Raw genomic sequence first — 21,549 nt, 5'->3', positions numbered from 1 at the left:
TATCACTCTTCGTGGCCGAAAGGGATGTTCTATGTCAGGTCGCTACGTGCCAGCGCGCGATGCCGAGTGGAAGAAGATCGCGCCACATGTCCACATGTTCTTGCCCGGGACGATTCACATTGAGGACGAACCCCATCCCGGCTGGAAACTGTCGTTTGAGCTAGATTTCGACGGCGTCCGCGTCGCCCCGCTGGCTGTTCATATCGCGTCGACCGGCGCGGCGATCTCCGGTACCGATCTCCGGGCGATCGCAGTCAATGAGGTCCTTGCCGGGTCCTTGACGGCCGGCGCAGACCTAGTCGGCTTCCTCGCCCATGACGAGGGCTGGACCCTCGTACCGACGGAGGAGGACAAGGAGCGGATTCGCAGGGAAGGACCCACCCCCGAGAATGTGGAGTGCGTGGCCGCGCACTTTCTGTACGCACGAGCGACGAGGACACCGGCGTCCGAGTACGTGCAGTTTCAATTTGGGCTGCCCAAACCGACCGCAGCACGGTGGCTGCGGAAGGCTCGAGAGATGGGCCTGATCGATGGCGACGATTGAGCAGTACAAGCTGTGCAAGCCGTCCTGCCCCGATGACTGCGCGAAGCGGGACCATCAGCGCCACATGGTCCGCTACCGCAAGCCCGACGGTAAGCAGACGAAAAAACGCGGATTCCGCCGCAAGATCGACGCCGAGAACTTCGCGGCGACAGTTGAGGTCAAAAAGATGACCGGCGACTACATCGCGCCGTCGATGGGCCGCCTCACGGTCGCCGAGATGGGTGCTGCGTGGCTACCGCGGCAGGTCCATACGAAGGAATCGTGGTCCGAGCGCGTCGATTCCATTTGGCGCGTGCACATTGAACCTCATTGGGGCGCAAGGCAACTCGTGTCGATCACACGGCCCGAGATTCGCGATTGGATCGCAGGCATTGACCGCGCGCCGTCAACGGTCGCTGACATTCACGGGGTGCTGTCGTCCATCCTCAGCGAGGCGGTAGACGAACGTCGGATACCAGCGAACCCGGCCGCCGGCATTCCTCTTCCCCGCCGGGTGCCGGTCGATCACGTATACCTCACGCACGACCAGGTGGCCGACCTCGCCGCGGAGGTCAGCAAGCACAGCGAAATCGTGATGCTGCTCGCGTATTCAGGCCTGCGCTGGGGCGAGATGGCCGCGCTTCGCCCGCGTGACGTAGACCTACAGCGGCGAAGAATCCACATCGTGCGGTCGGCGTCCAAGGTGAACTCCCGGACGGTGATAGGTACGCCGAAGACATGGGAACTACGATCGGTCGCGATTCCCGCCGAAGTGACTGAACTCCTCGCGCCGATCGTCAAGGCGCAACGCGACCCCGTAGGGCTGCTGTGGTCACGGCCGGACGGAACTCCAATCCGGCCACCGACCACAACCCATTGGTTCACCAAAGCGGTTGGGCGGCGCATCGCGGCGTCGGTCCCGCTCGGCGAGGATGGCGAGCCGGACGGCCCGCCGACGTTCCCGCGTGTGACGGCACACCAGCTTCGCCACACGGCGGCGTCGCTCATGATCGCCAGCGGTGCACATGTGAAGACCATCCAACGTCAGCTCGGGCACAAGTCCGCGACGATGACACTCGACAACTACGGGCACTTGTTCGACGACGATCTCGACGGTGTGGCCGATCGAATGGGCGTCGGATTCCGGGCCGCCGCTGCGAGATGTGCCCAAAATGTGCCCACACGGCCCAATCTGCGGGTAGTCACGGCATGAAAAAAGCCCCTCACCTGCTAGGCAAGTGAGGGGCTTTTGGTGGAGCTGCCGGGAATCGAACCCGGGTCCTCCGCCGCATCTTCAGGGCTTCTCCGTGTGCAGTTCGCTATGCCTCTGCTCGGATCTCTCGGTCACGCGAACAAGCCGAGATGACGATCCCAGTCGCTGTTGGATGTCCCGTCCGGCGCCGCGACCGCGTCGGACGGTAGAGCCCTCTAGCTGATGCCAGGGACCGGGTCGAGGGCGAACCCGGGCTGACAGACACGCTTCGTTGCTTAGGCAGCGAGAGCGTAGTCGCGCTGATGAGAATCGGCGCTTATAGGGTTACAGCGACGCTTATACGGTGGTCTCCTGCCTGCACCGACACGCTTCCCCTGAATCAACGTACGCAGTCGAAACCGTTCAGCCCCGTCTGTGTTCACCGATTCAGATGAACTACCCGGCTCTCACCGGGCTACCTATCCTAACACCGAACAAACCTTGGTTCATTCCATTAACTCGCCGTCGGCCGGGGGTCCCGGGGAGTCAGCCGCGCATGCCCTTGATGCGGCGGCCTAGTTCGCGGGTGACCTCACGCTCGGCGTCGCGTCGGGCCAGGTCCTGGCGCTTGTCGTAGTCCTGCTTGCCCTTGGCGAGGGCCAGTTCGACCTTGACCTTGCCGTCGGAGAAGTACATCGACAGCGGGACCAGGGTCAGGCTGGACTCCTTGGTCTTGCCGAGCAGCTTGTCGATCTCGCGGCGGTGCAGCAGCAACTTTCGGGTGCGGCGCGGCGCGTGGTTGGTCCAGGTGCCGTGCCCGTACTCGGGTACGTGCAGGCCGCGCAGCCACACCTCGCCGTCGTCGATGGAGGCGTAGGCGTCGACCAGCGAGGCCTTGCCCTCGCGCAGGCTCTTCACCTCGGTACCGACCAGCGCGACCCCGGCCTCGTAGGTCTCGAGGATCGCGTAGTTGTGCCGCGCCTTCTTGTTGCTGGCGATGACCTTGCGCCCCTTTTCCTTCATGTCTCCTCTATCGTCCCGTCGCTGCCCGGAGTGCCCAACCAGCTTACGGATGCTCCGGCCCGAACCCGCACGGTGACGGAATCGGGCCTCGTTGTTCAACCACGCCGGCCGGCGTCTTGTTCCGGTGGCCGGGACGTGCCCAGCCCATCCCGGCGGGCCCGGTGTTAGTCATGAGAACAGCGCTGGCGTGAGCCAGTTCACAGTGACTCTCCTCGGAAGGACTTCCGTGCATACGGCTTTCATCCGCATCAAGGTCGATCCCGCGGCAGCCAACCGGGTCGCGCAGGCGATGCTGACGCTGACCGCGCCCACCCTCGCCGAACCGGGCTGCCACACCTACGAGTTCTACCGCGACCAGGACGACCCGTCACTATTCCTGTGCTTCGAGCACTGGGATTCACGCCAGGCGCTCGACGCTCACGGCTCGGCTCCGCACGTGCAGGCCTTCCTCAGCGAGTTCGGGCCGCACATCCAGGTGTGGGAGCAGAACCATACGACCGCGCTGGCCTGAACCGGTCCCGGCAGGAACGGGATGTTCCGGCCGGGGCGGTGCCGTGCCTCTCGCTGCTCGTACTGCTCAGACATTCTCCCGCGAGTCGAGGACGACCTTGGTGCCCGGAGCGGCCGCGACCTGCAGGGTCCGCAGTCGCAGCAGGACCGGGTTGTCCGCCAGGAGCTTCGCGGTATTGGCCAGCGAGCGCAAGGCGGCAGCCTCGGCGCGGGCGCGCTCGAGTTCGGCGCGGCCGCGTTCGCGCGCCAGCACCGTTTCGAGAGCGGCCTTCCGGAGCTCGCCCGGGAGCATGAGGTCCTTGGCGCGGAGGCTCTCGACGCGAATACCGAGGCGTTCGACGGCGGCCGCCACGCGCTCGGTGCCCGCGCCGAGCCGGGTACGGTCGGCGATCAGCTCGTCGAGGGTGTGCGCGGCCACGAGATCGCGAGCGACCTCCTGGACCGTCGTGTAGAGCACCGCCTCCGCGGACTGGGCTCCGGTGGTGAAGGTCACCGGATCGGTGACCACCCAGTCGCCGACGAAGCTGACCCGCAGCGACAGACCGTCGCGGGTCAGCAGCTCCTGGCCGCCGACCCGCAGCAGACGCGGGCGCATATCGACCGTGACCAGGGTGCAGCGCTCCTTGTTGTAGCGGTGCCGGCCGGGGCCGAGAACCTCCCGCAGGGTGCCGTCCTCGAATCGCAGCGTGCGCTGGTATTCCATGACCGTCTTGTATTCCATGACCGTCGTGAACATGCGTATCTCCTTCCCCCACAGTGGTTTCGGCGTGACCGGGCACGCCTCGCCCGGTCACGGGACCGCGGTGGGGGCGTCCCCCGACCGAAGTCGGGGAGCCCGCAGGGCCACGGCACCGCACCCGACCGGGCGAGGCGTACCGGCGAAGGGAATCGAACCCCGGCAGATTTGTTCTGCGCCAACCTGAATGACGTGGCCGCCCTCGAACGGGGAATGCGATCCGGAGATTCCGGGGCACCCCTCGAGCGACCGGGACCCACGGTAGCCACGGTAGCCACGGTATCGCGGTGTACGCCAATGATTTTCGGGCACGGATCTGACGTGAAATGCAGAAAGGCCCTTCAGCATTCGCTGAAGGGCCTTTCTCAGTAGTCCCGACGGGATTTGAACCCGCGCTACCGCCTTGAGAGGGCGGCGTCCTAGGCCGCTAGACGACGGGACCAGGTCGCTCGCTGCGATCCGTGGACCGCGGCAGCTCCGAAAGCTTATCGTGCCGCCGCCCAGCAACCAAATCGCCTGCTAATGGACGTGCGCGAGGTCATTTCCGGACACCGATCACTGGTAGTCGGGCGGGAGCTCGTCGAAGTCCGGTGGCGCTTCGTCGGGCCAGGGGATCTCGTCGGCGGGGGTGAAGGTGGCCGGGCTCGGTTTCGGCGCGGCGGCCGGCGCGGCGCCGAACTGCGAGGAGCGTCGCTCGGGGACCGCGGATTGCGGGCTCGCACTCGAGGCCGCGGACCGAGATCCCGGGGACGAGGCCGCCGACCGGCCGGTCGGCGTGGCGACGGTGGAACCGGAAGCCGGTGCGGGGCTTGATGTTTCGGTGCCCGAACCGCCGGCGGCGATCACTTCCAGCACGCCCTCACCATATTTGGCGCGCTTGTTCTCCCCGATGCCGGAGATGCCCGCGAGGTCGGACAGGGTGGCGGGTTTGCGGGCGGCGATCTCGCGGAGGGTGGCGTCGTGGAAGACCACGTAGGCGGGGACGCCCTGCTCCTTGGCGGTGGCCGCGCGCCAGGCGCGGAGCTTTTCGAACAGGTCGGTGTCGGACTGGCTCAGGTCGCCGGCGGCCAGGCGGGATGCCTTGGCGGGCTTGGCGGTTCGGGCGGCCTTGGCGCGTTCGGGCTCACGCCGGAACATGACCTGGCGCTTCTCGAACAGCACCTGGTTACTGGCGTCGGTGAGGGTGAGCACACCGTAGTCGCCGTGCACGGCGAGCAGACCCTGGGCCAGCAGCTGGCGGACGACGCCGCGCCACTCGATGTCGCGCAGCTCGGTGCCGATGCCGAACACCTTCAGCTCGTGGTGGGCGTGCTGCTCCACCTTGGGATTGCGCTTGCCGATCAGGATGTCCACGATGTGGCCCGCGCCGAAGCTCTGACCGCGTTCGCGTTTGAGCCGCAGCACGGTGGAGAGCACCTTCTGGGCGGGCACGGTGCCGTCCCACGCCTCGGGCGCGTTGAGGCAGGTGTCACAGTTGCCGCAGCGCTCACCCTGCTGACCGAAGTAGGCCAGCAGCTGGACGCGGCGGCACTGCACGGTTTCGCAGAGCGCGAGCATGGCATCCAGGTGCAGTTGCAGCTGGCGGCGGTGCATGGCGTCGCCGTCGGAGGAGTCGATCATCTTCCGTTGCTGCACAACGTCACTGAGGCCGTACACCATCCAGGCGGTGGACGGCTGCCCGTCACGCCCGGCACGGCCGGTCTCCTGGTAGTAGCCCTCGACCGACTTGGGCAGATCCAGGTGTGCGACGAAGCGCACGTCCGGCTTGTCGATGCCCATGCCGAAGGCGATGGTGGCGACCACCACGAGCCCGTCCTCGCGCAGGAACCGCGCCTGGTTGGCCGCGCGGGTGCGATTGTCCAGGCCCGCGTGGTACGGCACGGCTTCCACGCCATTGGCGGTCAGGAAGGCCGCGGTCTTCTCGACCGAATTGCGCGAGAGGCAGTAGACGATGCCCGCATCGCCGGCGTGCTCGGTCTGGATGAACGAGAGCAGCTGGTGTTCGGGCCGATTCTTGGCCTCGATCCGGTATTGGATATTGGGCCGGTCGAAGCTGGCCACGAAGTGCTTGGCGCGGGTGAGGTCCAGTCGCTCGGCGATCTCCTTGCGGGTGGCCTCGGTCGCGGTGGCGGTGAGCGCGATGCGCGGCACGTCCGGCCAGCGCTCGTGCACCATCGACAGGCCCAGATAGTCGGGCCGGAAGTCGTGGCCCCACTGCGAGACACAGTGCGCCTCGTCGATGGCGAAGACCGAGATCTTGCCCCGATCCAGCAACTGCGCGGTGGACTCCAGCCGCAGCCGCTCCGGTGCGAGGTAGAGCACATCCAGCTCGCCCGCCACGAATTGCGCCTCGACCGTGCGCCGTTCGTCGGGGAACTGGGTGGAGTTCAGGAATCCGGCGCGCACGCCGACGGCATTGAGCGCGTCCACCTGGTCCTGCATGAGCGCGATGAGCGGTGAGATCACCACGCCCACGCCCGGCCGCACCAGCGCCGGAATCTGATAACACAGCGATTTGCCGCCGCCGGTGGGCATGAGCACCAGGGCGTCGCCACCGGCGATCACCTGGTCGACGATGTCCCGCTGCGGCCCGCGAAAACTGTCGTACCCGAACGTCTTTCGCAGTACCTGGTGCGCCGGATCACTTCCGGCGTCATCCAGGCTTCCGACTACGGTCTCGACCTCCGGCGCACTCACGCCCGCAATCCTACGGACACCACCCGACACCGGAATGCCGTTGGGGCCAATGGCCCGAACTTCGCACCCTGTGCGAGTCGAGAAGGCTTTGGGGGCCTGCATGAATGCAGCAGGCACCCCCAAAGGGAAGAGCGTGGCATCTACTCGCGGACGTAGTACCGGAGCGCGGCGTATGCCGTGAGAGCGGCGAATCCGATACCGATCGGTGTGACGATCATCGCGACGGCCGCGATGTCGTCGCCCGTGATCCGCGGCAGTACCTGGTCGTTGAACAGCGACCCCAGCGCCCGGTTGATCACCAGCGGTTGCGCGACGAACAGACCGCCCACCGCCAGCACCGATCCGACCAGCGCGGCCAGCACCGCCTCCAGCAGGAACGGCAGCTGCGTGTACCACCGCGTGGCGCCGACCAGCCGCATGATGCCGACCTCGGTCTTGCGGGCCAGCGCCGCCACCTGAACCATATTGGCGATCAACAGCAGCGCGGCCAGCGCCTGCAGCGCCGCCAGACCGAAGGCCGCATTGCGCAAACCGACGAAGAAGCTGACCAGCCGATCAACGATGTCCATGTCATTGAGCACGGTCATGACGCCGGGCCGCTTGGAGAAATCGTCATAGATGGACCGGTATTCGGTGACATCGTCGAGCTTCACCCGGAACGAGGAGGGCAGCCCGTCCTTGCTCACCTCGTCGGCGAGCCCGGGCTGATCCTTGAAGGTGGTCTCCTTGACCTCCTTCACCGCGTCCTGGCTGTTGACGAACTGCACGTTCGCCACGTAGTCGTGCTTCTTCAGATCCGCCATGAGCGAGGCGCACGGCTGCCCGGTGCAGTCCGGATCGGTCTTGGAGACCTGATCGTCGAGATACAACCGGATCTCGACGCGCTGGACGTAGTAGTCCTGGATCTTGTCCGCCATGCGGACCGCCAGCAGACCGCCGCCCAGCATGGTCAGCGACACCGCGGTGGTGAGGATCATGGCGATGGTCATGGTGATATTGCGGCGCAGGCCGGTGAAGACCTCGCTGAACAGGAATCCCGCGCGCATTACCGGCCCACCCCGTACACGCCCATCTCGTCGTCGCGCACGATGCGCCCGCGGTCGAGTTCGACCACGCGCCGGCGCATGGCGTCGACGATGGTGTTGTCGTGGGTGGCCATGACGACCGTGGTTCCGGTCCGGTTGATGCGTTCGAGCAGCGTCATGATGTCCTGGCTGGTCTCCGGGTCGAGGTTGCCGGTCGGTTCGTCGGCCAGCAGTACCAGCGGCCGGTTCACGAAGGCGCGCGCGAGCGCCACCCGTTGCTGTTCACCGCCGGAGAGCTCACCCGGCAGCCGGTCGGCCTTGCCGGCGAGGCCGACCATGTCGAGCGCCTCGGGCACCGAGCGATTGATGAATGCTCGTGATTTGCCAATCACTTCCAGCGCGAAGGCCACGTTCTGTTCCACGGTCTTCTGCTGCAGCAGCCGGAAATCCTGGAAGACGCAGCCGATGCGTTGACGCAGTTTGGGAACCTTGCGCCCGGGCAGCCTGTCGACCCGGAAGTCGGCGACCCACACCTCACCGGTGGTCGGCTTCTCGTCCTTGAGCAGCAGCCGCATGAACGTGGACTTTCCAGAGCCCGAGGGCCCGATAACGAAGACGAACTCGCCTTTTTCGATATCGACGGAGATATTGTCCAGCGCCGGCCGCGTCGAGGTCTGATACGACTTGGTGACGTTGCGCAGGGTTATCACGGGGAGCCAGTGTAGCCAGCACGCCGCTGTGGCCGACTACACCGCGCGGACTCGGGCTCAGCGGCCCGTGTGCTCGGCAGTGTTCGGCAGATAGTTGCTGAGCATGGTGTTCACGATCGGCGGGGTGCTGTTGGTCTCGTGTTGGGCGGGCTTGACGAAGACATACAGAACGAACGTTCCTACCCACACGGCAATCAGGATCGCCGTGGACTTACGCATTCTCTTGATAAGCACCGACACTGAGACCCTCCCGGCGCAACGCGGCGGCCACCCGCACCCGCAGCTCGCGCCCGACTTCGAACTGTTTGCCCGGCAGCGTCCGGGCCACCATCTTGATGTTCATCTGGTTGACGGTGAGATCTTCGACACCCATGACGGTCGGCTCGTCCAGCAGCAGTGCTTTGAGCTTGCGATCGGCGAAGGCCTTGGCCCCCACCTCGCGCAGGATCTCGTTGACCTTGTTGATGTCGGCGGTGGCGGGAACGGGCACGTCGATGGCGGCACGCGCCCAATCCTTCGACAGATTGGTCACTTTCACGATCTGACCGTTCGGGACGGTTATCACTTCGCCGTCGGCGCTACGCAGCGTCGTGATGCGCAGCGTGACGTCCTCGACCGTACCCTCGGCCTCGGTCGAATTGCCAGTGACCGCGATGCGCACGACATCACCGAAGCCGTACTGCCTTTCGGTGATCAGGAAGAATCCGGCGAGCAGGTCCTGCACGATCCGCTGCGCCCCGAAACCCAGGGCGGCGCCGAGCACCGCGGCCGGGGCGACCAGTCCGCCGAGCTCGAAACCCAAGCGCCGCAAGACTTCCAGCGACACCAGGAAGTAGACGATGGACAGCACCACCCAGGTGATGACCTGCGCCAGCGCATGCCGATGCTTGGCCGCCTCGGACCGCACCAGCGAATCGCTGCTGCGGAAGCCGGCGTCGATCTTGCGAGTGATGCGGTCGCGCACGAAGGTCGCGGCGCGACTGAACAACATGGCGCCGACGACCAGCAGCACGATCTCGAGACCGCTGGACCGCAGCCAGTTCGCGAAATCGGCTCCGGTGCCCGCGGCGAGAATCGAACTCATGCCCTACCCCTGGGTTGCCTGCTCCCGCATGCGCCATCGGATGCCGGATTCGATGAAGGCATCGATGTCGCCGTCGAGCACGGCGGAGGGGTTGTTGACCTCGTAACCGGTGCGGAGATCCTTGACCATCTGATACGGGTGCAGCACGTAGGAGCGCATCTGGTTACCCCAGGACGCGCCCTCGTTGGTCTTGAGCGCGTCCATCTGGGCGCGTTCTTCCTGGCGCTTGCGTTCGAGCAGCTTGGCCTGCAGCACCCGCATGGCCGAAATCTTGTTCTGCAGCTGCGATTTCTCGTTCTGACAGGTGACCACGATGCCGGTCGGGATGTGGGTGAGGCGGACCGCGGAGTCGGTGGTGTTGACCGACTGTCCGCCGGGGCCGGACGAACGGTAGACGTCGACCCGGACCTCGTTCTCGGGAATCTCGATGTGGTCGGTGGTCTCGACCACCGGCAGCACCTCGACCTCGGCGAAGGAGGTCTGGCGGCGGCCCTGGTTGTCGAACGGGCTGATGCGGACCAAGCGGTGCGTACCCATCTCCACCGATAGCGTGCCGTAGGCGTAGGGCGTCTTGACCGCGAAGGTCGCCGACTTGATGCCCGCCTCCTCCGCATACGAGGTGTCGTAGATCTCGACCGCGTACTTGTGGCCCTCGGCCCAGCGCACGTACATGCGCATGAGCATCTGCGCCCAGTCCGCGGCGTCCACGCCGCCCGCGCCGGAGCGGATGTTGACCAGCGCCTCACGCTTGTCGTACTCGCCCGAGAGCAGGGTCCGGACCTCCATGGCCTCGACATCGGCGTGCAGGCTGGCCCGCTCCGAATCGGCGTCGGCGAGCGCGGCCGTGCGATCCGCACCCTCTTCCGCCTCGGCGAGCTCGTAGAGCACAGGCAGATCCTCGAGCCGCTGGCGGAGGTCGCGCACCCGGCGCATTTCACTCTGCGCGTGGGAGAGCTGACTGGTCACGCTCTGCGCGTGTTCCTGGTTGTTCCACAGCTCCGGGTCGGCCGCCTGCTGCTCCAGCTCATCGATGCGGCGAGCCAGCTCGTCGATGTCGAGCACCGACTCGATGGTCTTGAGAGTCGTGTCGAGTTCGGCCAGATCAGCGGAGACGTCAGGATGCACGATGTTCAAGGCTACCCCGCCTCCCCGAGCCTTCAGCGGACGGCCAAGTGCCGTAGTCACTTAGGCACCTGTGCCGGCGGTTGGGAGCCAACCCGATTTTGGACGTACCCGGTGAGTTACCCCGGCCGTTGCGAAATCAGTTGTCACCTCTCGAACGGGACAAGAACCCGTCACCAGGCACTATTCCGACAAATCACCCGGCGACGGCACGCAGTCCGCCTGGGCGGCGGCCGACGAGGCGGTCCAGGGCCGTGGCGGTGGCGGCGTCGGCCGGGAGGTAGACCATGAGGAATTGGTCGTCGTCGGCGGAGAGGTTCAGGGTTTCGTAGGCCAGGCGCAGGGGACCCGCCTCGGGGTGGGTGAGGCGGCCGACGCCATTGGTGTCGGGAAGACCGGGGAGGGTGTCGAGGCGGCGGGTGAATTCGGGGCCGACGGTGGCGGCCAGTTCATCCATGAGGGCATTGACGTGGGGATCGGCGCGGCCGGGGCCCTGTTTGAGGGTGGCGACCACCTTGTCGGCCTTGTGTTCCCAGTCCGGGTAGGCATCGCGGGCGCGCGGGTCGGACAGGACGTAGCGGGCATAGCTGCCGGGCAGACCGCCGTCGAGCAGGCCGATCGGGCCGAACAGGGCACGGTAGCCGTCGGTCACCGCGAGGATCTCGCTGAGCCGGTTCATGATGGCCGCGGGTGCGGGTTCGAGTTGATCGAGCATGGCCTGCACGGCCGGGCGGATGCGGCGGTTGGGCCCGGAACCGCCGCGGCAGTTGAAGTTCGGATCCCCGGCCTTGGCGAAATTGAGTAGGTGCACGCGTTGCGCCGGGGTCAATCGCAGCGCGTCGGCCAGCGCGATCAGCACGGGCGCGGACGGGTGCCGGTCGCGGCCCTGCTCCAGCCGGGTCAGGTACTCGACGGAAACTCCTGCGAGTGTGGCCAATTCGGCGCGGCGCAGGCCGGGCGTGCGGCGGCGCGGACCCGTCGGCAGGCCCACTTCGGCGGGCGTGACCGCCTCCCGGCGTAGCCGCAGGAACAGGCCCAGCTCGTTCTCACTCACGCATTCGACGCTAGCAACGGGCGCGGTTCTTATCGTGTCCCTGTCACTACCACCCTCAGCGTGGTCTCCCTAACGCTCGGCCGGGCTCGCAGAGTTGATCTCGAGCGGCCGACCGGTCGCGGCGAATCTCGAAGGAGACCCACAATGACCAGCACTCCCCCGCGCCTCGCGGTGATCATCGGCAGCGTCCGCGAGGGCCGCTTCGGACCGGTGGTGGCGAACTGGTTCGCGGAGCGAGCCCGCGCCCACGGCGGATTCGAGGTGGATGTCATCGACCTGGCCGACTACCCGCTGCCACACGCCCTGCCCGCCGTCTCGCCGCTCATGGACCCGAACCCGGTGCGCCCCGGCAATACCGCCGAGCTGGCCGAGCGACTGGCCGACGCCGACGCCTTCGTGGTCGTCACGCCCGATATCAACCGCAGCTTCCCGGCCTCGCTGAAGACCGCGATCGATTGGCACTTCACGCAGTGGGATCGCAAAACGGTCGGATTCGTCGGCTACGGCGGCAGCACCGGCGGCCTGCTCGCCATCGAGTCCCTGCGCACCGTATTCAACGAACTCAACGCCCACACCGTTCGCTCCACCGTCACCTTCCCCCGCTACTTCCTGCACTTCGCCCCCGACGGCACCCTCCCCAACCCCACCGAATTCGACGACTCCGCCACCCACCTCCTCGAGCAACTCCACTGGTGGGCAACGGCCCTCACCGCGGCCCGCACTGCCGCCGTCCCCGCGTGATCGGCGGGTGGCGCACCGGCGCGCACGAAAACGGGCAATTCACCTCACCGGTATGCCACTCGGTGTTGGGGACGTGGGACACCACCTGTTAACGGGGGAGGACTAACGTGCTGGGGCGTGACCGGATACTCCGCTGACCTGGAACTCGCGCTGAAGCTGGCCGACGCGGCCGATGGGATCACCCGTGAGCGGTTCGGGGCGCTCGATTTGAAGATCGATTCCAAGCCGGATCTGACGCCGGTGTCGGATGCGGATCTGGCGGTCGAGCGGACGCTGCGGGAGATCCTCGCCGTCGAGCGGCCGGGGGACCTGGTGCTCGGTGAGGAGTTCGGCGGGGACGTCGAATTCAGCGGCCGGCAGTGGGTCATAGACCCGATCGACGGGACCAAGAACTTCGTGCGCGGGGTGCCGGTGTGGGCCTCGCTCATCTCGCTGCTCGAGGACGGCGTGCCGGTGGTGGGCGTGGTCAGCGCGCCGGCGCTGGCGCGACGCTGGTGGGCGGCGACCGGTCACGGCGCGTGGAGCAGCTTCGAGCAGGGTGAGCCTCGGGCCATCTCGGTATCGGCGGTAGCCGAGCTGGGCGCGGCCAGCCTCGCGATCTCCAGCCTGTCGGGCTGGCGGGCCATCGGGCGCCGGGCCAAGCTCATCGCGCTCACCGACGAGGTGTGGCGGGTGCGCGGATACGGCGATTTCTTCGGGTACACGCTGCTGGCCGAGGGCGCGGTCGACATCGTCACCGAACCCGAACTGTCGCTGTGGGATATGGCGGCGCTGGACATTCTCATTCGCGAGGCGGGCGGCACCTTCACGGCGCTGGACGGCAAGCCGGGGCCGCACGGCGGGAGCGCGGTGGCGACCAATTCGCATCTGCAGGACCAGGTGCTGGCGGCCCTGCAGGCCTGATCCGGGCCGGGGGTCCGAGCCTCAGCCGAGTTGCCGCATGGCGGGCCACATCTCGGCCCAGGGGCGGCGGGGTGTGCGGCACAGGATGATCGCGCGCCCCTGCTCGAGATTGCGGATGTTCAGGCCATTGTCCAAGTGCTCCAATGGTTCCGGATCCACGCAGAAGCGGCTCACCCGGTCGGCGGGCATGCCGAGGACGAGCACCTCGTGCGCGCCCGGCGGCGGGCCCCACCACCAGTACGCGTTGTGCACGCTGTACGGGGTCGGCAGGTCGTAGCGCCCGCCGAAGTGTTCGAGGGCCGCGGCCTCACCGTAGTTGGCGGTGAGAAGGTCGGCGTCGGGCGCGGAATGCGCTCGGACATCGGCGATCTGCGCGGTGAACTGCGGCCAGCCGACGGTCTCTCCCGCCTCCCTGTTGATCGCGAGCAGAGCCGACGGGTCCCGGAGGACGGACATCGGGAGCACGGGCAGGAAAACCACCGCCGAGAACACGGCATTCAGCGCGATGACGAAAGTCAGTCCGGCAAGCCGTATCCGATGCCCGCTCAGCCGCGGCTCCAGTCCGACGGCGCCCGCGGCCACCAGCAGCGGATACATCCCGCCGAGGTAGTACGCCTTGCCGACCATGACCAGGTAGCCGACGAACAGCATCGCGTAGGCGACGGCGAAGGCCCGGTAGCGCCGCCACAGCCACCACAGGCCGAACGCCCACAGCGGCACCAGCAGCACGCCGATCAGCCCGAATTGCAGGAGCACGAACCCGATTCGCGAATTCGAGCTGCCGGAGGACCCGCCCGCGATGGCCCGGCTCAGCGCCCACTGCGGCCAGCCGTTGCGCGCCTGCCACACCACGTAGGGCGCGCTGATCACCGCCGCGATCCCGAGCGCGAGCGGGAAATACCTGGTGGCGAACACTTCTCGCGGTCCTACCAGGAGCAGTGAAAAGGCCAGCGCGGCAAGGGGAACCACGATCAGGGCCTTGTTCTGCACCCCGATTCCGGCCAGCGCGCCGATCACGAGCCACCATCGCGGGTCGGCGTCGGGCCGCGGCAGATGCAGGACCAGCAGTATCAATACCGACCACACCGCGAGATCGATGTCGGCGGTACTGAGGGTGTGCCCGGCGCCGGCCACCACGGCCGCCGACGCCATGGTCCCGGCCGCGACCGCCTGCGCCACCCGGCCGCCGCCGAGTTCGCGGGCGGCGAGTCCGGCGCAGATCACCACGGTGGTGGCCGCCAGTGTCGCCGGAAGACGCAGCAGCAGTACGGAATTCGGATCAATGGCCGACATCGCGCGGGCCAGTAGTGGCACCAGCGGCGGCTGATCGGGGTATCCCCAGTCCAATCGCCGTCCCGCGGCCAGAAAGTAGAGCTCGTCGCGGTGGTACCCGTACCGTCCGGAGAGCGCGGTGAGCAGCACCGCGAAAATTCCGGCTATCCAGTACGTTTCGCCACCCGAGGCGTTGACCGGCCGTTCGCGCATCCCCCGCATCGTCGCATCTCCGGGGTGGCCGGGCCACCGGTGCCGGGGGTACCCGGCGCGGGCTGCGGTCCCGCCACCGGGCGCGTTGCTACGCTCAGCTATCCAGCGTCGCTACGCCGTTGTCTCTCAGCCGAGCGGTACGCAGACCGAGCCGAGGTCGAGGAACGGGCCGCCGGGGGCAGCGGAGCCCACACCGACCGAACCGAGTCCGATCTCGGTGCCGACACCGCTGATGCAGCCACCCGTGCCACCGGATCCGGTGCCCAGGCCGACACCGGAACCGCTGATGCCCACATCGATCGGCTGCAGCTGCACGTCGGCGCTGGCGTTGGGGGCGGCGAGGAAGAGACCGGCGGCAATGATGCCCGCCGTTCCGAGCGCAATCTTCATATGTACAAACCTCCATCAGGAGCGGGTTATGCGCCGACACCCTAGCCCACCTCGGATGCTTCTGAAGCATATTTGTTTCACTAGATCCCGCGTGATACCGGTCGGTAAGCTCGAACGACTGCCCTGACCTGCCGATTCGACAATCCTCGACGCCAGTTCTTACTCTGAAGTAAGATAGTCTTACTCAGGAGTAAGATTGCTGGGCAGGATCACCCACCTCCTCGATAGAAAACTGGTGATTATGAGCACTCGAGACACCGCAACGAAGCGGGATACCTCCGCCGTTGGCCTCAACCCGGTCAAACGTGACTGGATGGGCGCGGCGATGCGGGTCATGACGACCATCACGGGATCGGAGCTGGCGGAGAAGTACAAGCTGCGCAAGCCGATCGAACGAATCACCTACGAGGGCACCAAGACCGGGTTCCGCACCCTGGGCGCGGCGACCCGGGTGTTCGAGAAGGTCGCCGGCGGTGGGGCTCCGAAGCGGCTGCCCGCCAACGAGTCTCGCCGGAAGGACTACTTCGACCTCACCCCGACCGACGAGCAGCAGATGATCGTCGAGACGGTGCGCGACTTCGCAGGCGAGATCCTGCGCCCGGCCGCGTACGAGGCCGACAATTCCGCCAAGGCCCCGCGCGACCTGCTCGAGCGCGCCGCCGAGCTGGGCATCACCCTGATCAACGTGCCCGAGGAGCTCGAGGGTGCGGCGTCCGAGCGGGGCGCGGTCACCAATTCGCTGGTGGCCGAGGCGCTTTCGTACGGCGACATGGGCCTGGCGCTGCCGATCCTGGCGCCGAGCGGTGTCGCGATCGCGCTGTCGCAGTGGGGTACCGACGCGCAGCAGCAGACCTACCTGGGCTCCTTCACGGGTGAGAACGTGCCGCAGGCCTCGGTCGTCGTCGCCGAGCCGCAGGCCCTGTTCGATCCGTTCGCGCTGCGAACCAAGGCCACCCGCTCCCCCAGCGGTTTCCGCCTCAACGGCGTGAAGACCTTGGTCCCGGCCGCGGGTGACGCCGAGCTGTTCATCGTCGCCGCCGAGCTGGACGGCCGCCCCACCTTCTTCATCGTCGAGTCCGACACCGACGGTGTGGTGATCGAGGCGGACCCGAGCATGGGTATGCGCGCCGCGGGCCTGGGCCGGCTGGTGCTGAACAATGTGGCCGTGCCCGCCACCGCCCTGCTGGGCGACTCGGAGGGCGCACAGCGTGCCGAGGAGTACGCCGACGCCGTGCGGCTGGCCCGGCTGGGCTGGGCCTCGCTGGCCATCGGCACCGGTCAGGCCGTGCTGGACTACGTGATTCCGTACGTGAAGGAGCGTGAGGCGTTCGGTGAGCCGATCGCGCACCGCCAGGCGGTCGCGTTCATGGTCGCCAATATGGCGATCGAGCTGGACGGTCTTCGGCTCGTGACGCTGCGGGGTGCGTCGCGCGCGGAGCAGGGGCTCTCCTTCGCCCGTGAGGCCGCGCTGGCCAAGAAGCTGGCCACCGACAAGGGCATGCAGATCGGGCTCGACGGCGTGCAGCTGCTCGGCGGCCACGGTTTCACCAAGGAGCACCCGGTCGAGCGCTGGTACCGCGATCTGCGCGGCGTCGGCGTGGCCGAAGGCATCGTCCTCATCTGACCCGACTTCTCAACGGAGAGACACCTCATGATCAATCTCGAACTCCCCAAGAAGCTGCGGGCCAGCGCCAACCAGGCCCACCAGGTCGCGCAGGAGATCTTCCGTCCCGCGTCGCGCAAGTACGACCTGGCCGAGCACGAATACCCGGTCGAGCTGGACACCATGGCCGCCATGGTCGAGGGCCTGTCCGACTCCGGCTCGGCCGACGTCTCCGGCGCCACCGGTGGCCGCAAGGCCGGCGAGAAGACCGAGGGCGCCGGGTCCAAGGACGCGCACGCCACCGAGTTGCTCGGAAACACCAACGGCGGCAATATGTCCGCGCTGATGAACGCGCTGGAGACCTCGTGGGGCGATGTCGGCCTCATGCTGTCGATCCCCTACCAGGGTCTCGGCAACGCCGCCATCGCGGCGGTCGCCACCGATGAGCAGCTGTCGCGTTTCGGCAAGGTGTGGGCCGCCATGGCCATCACCGAGCCGTCCTTCGGTTCCGACTCCGCGGCCGTGTCCACCACCGCGGTGCTCGACGGCGACGAGTGGGTGCTCAATGGCACCAAGATCTTCGTGACCGCCGGTTCGCGCGCCACCCACATCGTGGTGTGGGCGACCGTCGACAAGTCGCTGGGCCGCGCGGCCATCAAGTCGTTCGTGGTGCCGCGGGATGCCAAGGGCCTCACCGTGTCCCGCCTCGAGCACAAGCTGGGCATCAAGGCCTCCGACACCGCCGAGCTCCGCCTCGAGGACTGCCGCATCCCCAAGGACAACATCCTGGGCTCGCCGGAAGTCAATGTGGAGAAGGGTTTCGCGGGCGTCATGCAGACGTTCGACAACACCCGCCCGCTGGTCGCCGGCATGGCCGTCGGTGTCGGCCGCGCCGCCCTCGAGGAGCTCCGCACCGTCCTCACCGACGCGGGCGTCGAGATCTCCTACGACAAGCCGGCCAACAACCAGCACGCCGCCGCCGCGGAATTCCTCCGCCTGGAGGCCGACTGGGAAGCCGCCTACCTGCTGTCACTGCGCGCCGCGTGGATGGCCGACAACAAGAAGCCCAACTCCCTCGAGGCTTCCATGTCCAAGGCCAAGGCCGGCCGCATGGGCACCGACGTCACCCTCAAGGCCGTCGAACTCGCCGGCACCACGGGTTACTCCCAGCGCACCCTGCTGGAGAAGTGGGCCCGCGACTCGAAGATCCTCGACATCTTCGAAGGCACCCAGCAGATCCAGCAGCTCATCGTCGCCCGCCGCGTCCTCGGACTGGGCAGCGACAAGCTGAAGTAAATTCTGGCACAACGGAAGACCGGTGCGGGCCGTATTCTTGGCTCGCACCGGTCTTCCTGCTTCCGGACGCCCTGGTCCGTGATGGGTTAGAGTCCGAGCGCCTTCAGCAGGTTGCCGATAACCGGGAGGGAGTCGGCGCTGCCGGTGCTGGTTTGCGCAGCGGACACGGTCACGGGCAGTGTGGCGGTCGGGGGCCGGTAGCCAGGGTATCCAACGCCGCTGGCGCAGCCATACGCTTCGATGGTGTGTGCACCTGTGGTGGTCGGCGTCCACTGCACAGTGGCAAGCAGATTCGGGCCCGGTGCGATGTTTCCACCGCCGAGCAGCTGACTCGCGTCGGTGGCCGAATAGGGATCGAGGTCGATCGCCACCGACACAGTGGACTGCATCTGACAATGCACAGTGAACGGGTCCCATCGGCCGGAACAACAGGGTTGTATCGGTAGTCGAATCGGTCTCGGTTCACACCGAATCCCGTATCGATCTCGAAGTCGCCGATCTACGGACGACCAGCGCTGGCTGCGGGCCGCCGGGTACGTGCTGAAACTGGCGGTCAACTGGGGCGCGGCCCGGGCGGCGGCCACTGTATGACCTGATCCGTGACGCCGATCGGCTGGACCACGCGACTCGGCGACACCAGCTGGGAGTTTCGGGCTCTGGTTGCCCAAATGTGATTTACGCGGATAGGTTTCGCCGGTGCGTGGATTCAGTAGGCGGATGCTATTGGGGGCCGGTGCTATCGCCGCGGGGGGGATGATGCGGACGGGGACGTCCCGGGCCGGGGTGCCGGTGGTGGGCCCGGCGTTCGATGCCCAGTACCGGGCCATCACGAAGGTCGCCGGAGGCCGGTGGCACTGTCTGGTAAGCGATCTCGGGTCGGGGCAGCCGGTTCCGGTCGTCGAGGAGGACGCCGACTTCGTCATCGAGGGGGCCAGCGTGCAGAAGCTGGCGGTGATGACCGCGGTGATGACCGAGGTGGATGCCGGGCGGATCAAGCTGTCGGACACCACGACTCTGGATGCCGACATGGTGGCCGAGGGCAGCGGGCTGTATCTGAACCAGGCGGCGTTCGGGGATCAGCTGACGGTGGCGAATCTGCTGACGACCATGCTGCAGGTGTCGGACAACACCGCGGTGCGGTTGTTGTCGCGTTTCGTGTCCGGGGATCAGATCAACGAGATCTTGGATCGGCTGGGGTTCAAGGCGACCCGGGTGCTGCCGATACCCGGTGAGAGCCGGTTCTATCTGGGGAACACGACGGCGCGGGAGAACAACGATCTGCTGTTCCGGCTGGCGTCGGGGACGCTGCTGTCGAGGGAGTCGACGCGGGCGGTGCTGCGGATCATGACGTGGACGGCGGTGGGGTACACCGACGGGATCCGGCGCAACATGTCCTCGGACGAGCGGGCCCGCTTCGCCACCAAACACGGTGCGTCCGATGACAAGCGGCACGATACCGGGATCATGTTCGATGAGGCGGGGGCGCCGCTGGTGGTGTTCTCGTTCTTCGCCGATCAGGCGCCGGACGCGGACAACTACGGGGCTACGAATCCGGTGGTGGAGGCGCATGCCACGCTGGGCCGGTCGCTGTTCGACACCTACACGCATCTGTCGCCGCTGCAGTCGTTCATCGATCCGAAGAAGATCGCCTCGGGCGGGCACTGAGCCGGCGCGGGAAGTATCAGCCCGCCAGCAGATTTCGCATGGCGGTGAAGACCTCGGAGGCGCCGCCCAGCGACCAGCCGCCGTCGACCGGGATGACGGCGCCGTTGACGTAGGTGGCGTACGGCGACGCCAGCCACAGGCAGCAGTCGGCGATCTCCTGGGCGGTGCCGTAGCGGCCCAGCGGCACGGATCTGGCCACCAGCTCGGACAATTCGGGAGTGGGAGCCAGGCGGCCCATGCCCTCGGTGTCCTCGATGGGGCCGGGAACCACCGCATTCACCCGGATGCCCGCCGCCGCCCATTCCAGCGCCGCGACCTTGGTGAGCATGTCCACGCCCGCCTTGGCGGCACAGGCGTGCGCCTGCAGGGTCATGGGCACGGTCGACTGCGGCGCCGAGATGGTGATGACCGACGCCCCGGGCGTGCGCAGGTGCTCGCGGGCGGCGCGCAGGACATTGAAGGTGCCCTTCAGATCGATGTCCACCACGGCTCCGAAGGCCCGCGCCGACATGGATTCCGTTGCGGCGGGGAAGTTCCCGGCCGCGCCCGAGACCAGCACGTCCAGCTCGCCGAGCTCGGTGCAGGTGGCGGCGAGGCCCTCGGCGACCGCCTCGTAGTCACGCACGTCCGCGACGAAACCCAGGGCGGTGACCCCGCATTCACCGAGCGAGTCGACGGCTGCACGCACCTTGTCCGGCGTGCGCGAGAGCACCGCCACCGAGGCCCCGGCCCGCGCGAAGGCTCGAGCCACACCAAGATTGATGCCGCTGGTACCGCCCGCCACGAAGACCGTCCGGCCGGAGAAATCGAAGACGTCGCTCATCACCTGATTTTGCGGCGCTGTCTCGACGGCGGTACCCGGATCGACCGGTTCGATACCGGATGGTGGCGCGATCAGGCCACCGCGAGCGTGGTCAGGCCGCCGCGAAGCGGACGGCCAGCTGGGTGCGGCTGGTGCAGGCGGTCTCCGCCAGCACCCGGCTGAGGTGCTTCTTCACGGTGTCGACGCCGATGAACAGGCGCTCGGCGATCTGCCGGTTGGTGAGTCCGCGGGCCGCCAAATCCGCGACCTCCCATTCCCGGGGCGTCAGTTGCCAATTCGCGGCGGTCTCACGCCGTTCCCGGTCCCGGGTGAGCTGATCGGCGACCAGCGGGGCGAGGTGCCGCCGCAGGGAGTGCAGGACGGCAACGTCCCGTTCCGGCACCCGCAGCGAGTCCGCCACGGCCATACCGACATACAGCACACCGGCGGGACCGCCGTCCACCAGCATGGCGGCCTTGTCGTTGATTCCGTTGGGGCGCAGGAAGTCCGTCAGGAACGGAGTGGCGCCGGGCACCTCGCTGAGCCGGATGACGCCCCGGTTCCGCAGCAGATCGGCGACCAGCTCGCCGCGCAGGGGATCCGCGTCGATCCACCGCGCGGCGTAGTCGGCGAGGAACTCGGAGGTGTACCCACCTTGGATACCGCAGCCCTCACGGATCGCCTCGGCGAGCGAATCACCGTGCAGCACAGCGACTCCGGTGAATCCGAACCAGCCCTGCAGGGCCAGCAGCAGCCGCTGTCTGAACTCGGTCAGATCCCCGGCCCGATCCACCGATTCGAGCACGCCGATCAGCCGCCGATGGTCCTCGGCACTCAACGGGTCGCCCTCGGGGAGCGGGCGGGGACGGCGAGTGGGGTCGGTGAGGGCTCCGGTCACCGGTCCATATTCCACCTTTGGGCCATACCGTGGCACGCCGCGCGCGGGCATTGTCGGTGACAGCACTCCGGCGGACCCGCCGGAAGAACC

General features: G+C 67.2%; 22 protein-coding genes, 1 tRNA gene and 1 other RNA gene. 8 read left to right on the top strand and 16 right to left on the bottom strand.

From position 1 onward, the window contains the following. Positions 1–31 precede the first annotated feature (31 nt). Together AB0L60_RS06040 and AB0L60_RS06035 are read left to right on the top strand one after the other, a co-directional pair. On the top strand, positions 32–544 hold the full coding sequence (locus tag AB0L60_RS06040; protein WP_364607939.1) for a hypothetical protein: 513 nt from the start codon (positions 32–34) through the stop codon (positions 542–544). After that, complete coding sequence (locus AB0L60_RS06035; RefSeq protein ID WP_364607936.1) at positions 531–1,736, top strand: site-specific integrase; 1,206 nt, start codon at positions 531–533, stop codon at positions 1,734–1,736. The genes AB0L60_RS06040 and AB0L60_RS06035 overlap by 14 nt, the downstream gene beginning before the upstream one ends. 37 nt (positions 1,737–1,773) lie before the next feature. Here AB0L60_RS06035 and ssrA read toward each other — a convergent pair. Both ssrA and smpB read right to left on the bottom strand, forming a co-directional pair. Next, positions 1,774–2,146, bottom strand: a transfer-messenger RNA (tmRNA) gene (gene ssrA / locus AB0L60_RS06030). Between the two features lie 115 nt (positions 2,147–2,261). Beyond that, positions 2,262–2,738 carry an SsrA-binding protein SmpB gene (gene smpB, locus AB0L60_RS06025; RefSeq protein ID WP_154787106.1) on the bottom strand — a complete coding sequence of 159 codons (477 nt, stop codon included), beginning with the start codon at positions 2,736–2,738 and terminating at the stop codon, positions 2,262–2,264. 226 nt (positions 2,739–2,964) lie between these two features. Here smpB and AB0L60_RS06020 point away from each other — a divergent pair, with 226 nt between their 5' ends. Continuing rightward, the gene (locus AB0L60_RS06020; protein WP_364607931.1) at positions 2,965–3,249 is read left to right on the top strand and encodes a putative quinol monooxygenase; all 285 of its coding nucleotides are present in this window, start codon (positions 2,965–2,967) and stop codon (positions 3,247–3,249) included. 66 nt (positions 3,250–3,315) lie between these two features. On the opposite strand, the gene AB0L60_RS06015 is transcribed toward AB0L60_RS06020, so the two are convergent. From AB0L60_RS06015 to AB0L60_RS05975, 9 genes are all read right to left on the bottom strand, one after another. Next, positions 3,316–3,984 (bottom strand): slipin family protein, encoded by a 669-nt coding sequence (locus AB0L60_RS06015; RefSeq protein WP_364607928.1) that lies wholly within the window; start codon positions 3,982–3,984, stop codon positions 3,316–3,318. 369 nt (positions 3,985–4,353) lie between these two features. Then, positions 4,354–4,426: transfer RNA gene (locus tag AB0L60_RS06010), tRNA-Glu, on the bottom strand. 113 nt (positions 4,427–4,539) lie between these two features. Further along, positions 4,540–6,645: a DNA helicase RecQ gene (recQ, locus tag AB0L60_RS06005; protein WP_364608570.1), complete on the bottom strand. Its 2,106-nt coding sequence runs from the start codon at positions 6,643–6,645 to the stop codon at positions 4,540–4,542. A gap of 176 nt (positions 6,646–6,821) precedes the next feature. Continuing rightward, on the bottom strand, positions 6,822–7,727 hold the full coding sequence (gene ftsX / locus AB0L60_RS06000; protein ID WP_364607925.1) for a permease-like cell division protein FtsX: 906 nt from the start codon (positions 7,725–7,727) through the stop codon (positions 6,822–6,824). Next, the gene (gene ftsE, locus AB0L60_RS05995; protein ID WP_354840562.1) at positions 7,727–8,416 is read right to left on the bottom strand and encodes a cell division ATP-binding protein FtsE; all 690 of its coding nucleotides are present in this window, start codon (positions 8,414–8,416) and stop codon (positions 7,727–7,729) included. Before ftsE ends, ftsX begins: the two co-directional genes overlap by 1 nt. 57 nt (positions 8,417–8,473) lie before the next feature. Further along, a complete protein-coding gene (locus tag AB0L60_RS05990; protein ID WP_364607921.1) occupies positions 8,474–8,635 on the bottom strand; it encodes a hypothetical protein in 162 nt (53 codons plus the stop codon). Continuing rightward, on the bottom strand, positions 8,628–9,500 hold the full coding sequence (locus AB0L60_RS05985) for a mechanosensitive ion channel family protein (RefSeq protein ID WP_364607918.1): 873 nt from the start codon (positions 9,498–9,500) through the stop codon (positions 8,628–8,630). Before AB0L60_RS05985 ends, AB0L60_RS05990 begins: the two co-directional genes overlap by 8 nt. Positions 9,501–9,503: 3 nt before the next feature. After that, positions 9,504–10,625: a peptide chain release factor 2 gene (gene prfB / locus AB0L60_RS05980; RefSeq protein ID WP_364608567.1), complete on the bottom strand. Its 1,122-nt coding sequence runs from the start codon at positions 10,623–10,625 to the stop codon at positions 9,504–9,506. Between the two features lie 193 nt (positions 10,626–10,818). After that, positions 10,819–11,676, bottom strand: a complete 858-nt coding sequence (locus tag AB0L60_RS05975; RefSeq protein WP_364607915.1) for a helix-turn-helix transcriptional regulator — start codon at positions 11,674–11,676, stop codon at positions 10,819–10,821. 144 nt (positions 11,677–11,820) lie between these two features. Between AB0L60_RS05975 and AB0L60_RS05970 the strand changes: the two genes are divergently transcribed. Both AB0L60_RS05970 and hisN read left to right on the top strand, forming a co-directional pair. After that, complete coding sequence (locus AB0L60_RS05970; protein ID WP_364607912.1) at positions 11,821–12,417, top strand: NAD(P)H-dependent oxidoreductase; 597 nt, start codon at positions 11,821–11,823, stop codon at positions 12,415–12,417. A 117-nt stretch (positions 12,418–12,534) separates the two neighbouring features. Next, on the top strand, positions 12,535–13,320 hold the full coding sequence (gene hisN, locus AB0L60_RS05965; protein WP_364607909.1) for a histidinol-phosphatase: 786 nt from the start codon (positions 12,535–12,537) through the stop codon (positions 13,318–13,320). 21 nt (positions 13,321–13,341) lie between these two features. Here the strand turns inward: hisN and AB0L60_RS05960 are convergent, their stop codons facing one another. Then, positions 13,342–14,805, bottom strand: coding sequence for a glycosyltransferase family 39 protein (locus tag AB0L60_RS05960; RefSeq protein WP_364607906.1), 1,464 nt, complete (start codon positions 14,803–14,805; stop codon positions 13,342–13,344). 126 nt (positions 14,806–14,931) lie between these two features. Continuing rightward, positions 14,932–15,195: a hypothetical protein gene (locus AB0L60_RS05955; RefSeq protein ID WP_364607903.1), complete on the bottom strand. Its 264-nt coding sequence runs from the start codon at positions 15,193–15,195 to the stop codon at positions 14,932–14,934. A gap of 241 nt (positions 15,196–15,436) precedes the next feature. Here AB0L60_RS05955 and AB0L60_RS05950 point away from each other — a divergent pair, with 241 nt between their 5' ends. Together AB0L60_RS05950 and AB0L60_RS05945 are read left to right on the top strand one after the other, a co-directional pair. Further along, positions 15,437–16,819, top strand: coding sequence for an acyl-CoA dehydrogenase family protein (locus tag AB0L60_RS05950; RefSeq protein WP_364607900.1), 1,383 nt, complete (start codon positions 15,437–15,439; stop codon positions 16,817–16,819). Between the two features lie 27 nt (positions 16,820–16,846). Continuing rightward, positions 16,847–18,094 carry an acyl-CoA dehydrogenase family protein gene (locus AB0L60_RS05945; protein ID WP_364607897.1) on the top strand — a complete coding sequence of 416 codons (1,248 nt, stop codon included), beginning with the start codon at positions 16,847–16,849 and terminating at the stop codon, positions 18,092–18,094. 86 nt (positions 18,095–18,180) lie between these two features. Here the strand turns inward: AB0L60_RS05945 and AB0L60_RS05940 are convergent, their stop codons facing one another. Further along, positions 18,181–18,465: a hypothetical protein gene (locus AB0L60_RS05940; RefSeq protein WP_364607894.1), complete on the bottom strand. Its 285-nt coding sequence runs from the start codon at positions 18,463–18,465 to the stop codon at positions 18,181–18,183. 385 nt (positions 18,466–18,850) lie between these two features. Here AB0L60_RS05940 and AB0L60_RS05935 point away from each other — a divergent pair, with 385 nt between their 5' ends. Further along, positions 18,851–19,759 carry a serine hydrolase gene (locus AB0L60_RS05935; protein ID WP_364607891.1) on the top strand — a complete coding sequence of 303 codons (909 nt, stop codon included), beginning with the start codon at positions 18,851–18,853 and terminating at the stop codon, positions 19,757–19,759. Between the two features lie 16 nt (positions 19,760–19,775). Here AB0L60_RS05935 and AB0L60_RS05930 read toward each other — a convergent pair whose 3' ends face one another. Together AB0L60_RS05930 and AB0L60_RS05925 are read right to left on the bottom strand one after the other, a co-directional pair. After that, complete coding sequence (locus AB0L60_RS05930; RefSeq protein ID WP_364607888.1) at positions 19,776–20,582, bottom strand: SDR family oxidoreductase; 807 nt, start codon at positions 20,580–20,582, stop codon at positions 19,776–19,778. Between the two features lie 91 nt (positions 20,583–20,673). Beyond that, on the bottom strand, positions 20,674–21,459 hold the full coding sequence (locus AB0L60_RS05925; protein WP_364607885.1) for a LuxR C-terminal-related transcriptional regulator: 786 nt from the start codon (positions 21,457–21,459) through the stop codon (positions 20,674–20,676). Positions 21,460–21,549 lie beyond the last annotated feature (90 nt).

Origin of the sequence: Nocardia sp. NPDC051981 (genome assembly GCF_040680715.1) — a bacterium.
GTDB lineage: Bacteria > Actinomycetota > Actinomycetes > Mycobacteriales > Mycobacteriaceae > Nocardia.
The sequence above is the reverse complement of the archived record's forward strand: the minus strand, read 5'-3'. Positions and strand labels throughout refer to the sequence as shown.

Bases quoted from the DNA above. Each gene is read 5' to 3' on its own strand.
- AB0L60_RS06040 (WP_364607939.1), top strand. From the start codon at position 32: ATGTCAGGTCGCTACGTGCCAGCGCGCGATGCCGAGTGGAAGAAGATC.
- AB0L60_RS06035 (WP_364607936.1), top strand. From the start codon at position 531: ATGGCGACGATTGAGCAGTACAAGCTGTGCAAGCCGTCCTGCCCCGAT.
- smpB (WP_154787106.1), bottom strand. From the start codon at position 2,738: ATGAAGGAAAAGGGGCGCAAGGTCATCGCCAGCAACAAGAAGGCGCGG.
- AB0L60_RS06015 (WP_364607928.1), bottom strand. From the start codon at position 3,984: ATGTTCACGACGGTCATGGAATACAAGACGGTCATGGAATACCAGCGC.
- ftsX (WP_364607925.1), bottom strand. From the start codon at position 7,727: ATGCGCGCGGGATTCCTGTTCAGCGAGGTCTTCACCGGCCTGCGCCGC.
- AB0L60_RS05990 (WP_364607921.1), bottom strand. From the start codon at position 8,635: ATGCGTAAGTCCACGGCGATCCTGATTGCCGTGTGGGTAGGAACGTTC.
- AB0L60_RS05985 (WP_364607918.1), bottom strand. From the start codon at position 9,500: ATGAGTTCGATTCTCGCCGCGGGCACCGGAGCCGATTTCGCGAACTGG.
- AB0L60_RS05970 (WP_364607912.1), top strand. From the start codon at position 11,821: ATGACCAGCACTCCCCCGCGCCTCGCGGTGATCATCGGCAGCGTCCGC.
- AB0L60_RS05960 (WP_364607906.1), bottom strand. From the start codon at position 14,805: ATGCGCGAACGGCCGGTCAACGCCTCGGGTGGCGAAACGTACTGGATA.
- AB0L60_RS05955 (WP_364607903.1), bottom strand. From the start codon at position 15,195: ATGAAGATTGCGCTCGGAACGGCGGGCATCATTGCCGCCGGTCTCTTC.
- AB0L60_RS05950 (WP_364607900.1), top strand. From the start codon at position 15,437: ATGAGCACTCGAGACACCGCAACGAAGCGGGATACCTCCGCCGTTGGC.
- AB0L60_RS05945 (WP_364607897.1), top strand. From the start codon at position 16,847: ATGATCAATCTCGAACTCCCCAAGAAGCTGCGGGCCAGCGCCAACCAG.
- AB0L60_RS05935 (WP_364607891.1), top strand. From the start codon at position 18,851: ATGCGGACGGGGACGTCCCGGGCCGGGGTGCCGGTGGTGGGCCCGGCG.
- AB0L60_RS05930 (WP_364607888.1), bottom strand. From the start codon at position 20,582: ATGAGCGACGTCTTCGATTTCTCCGGCCGGACGGTCTTCGTGGCGGGC.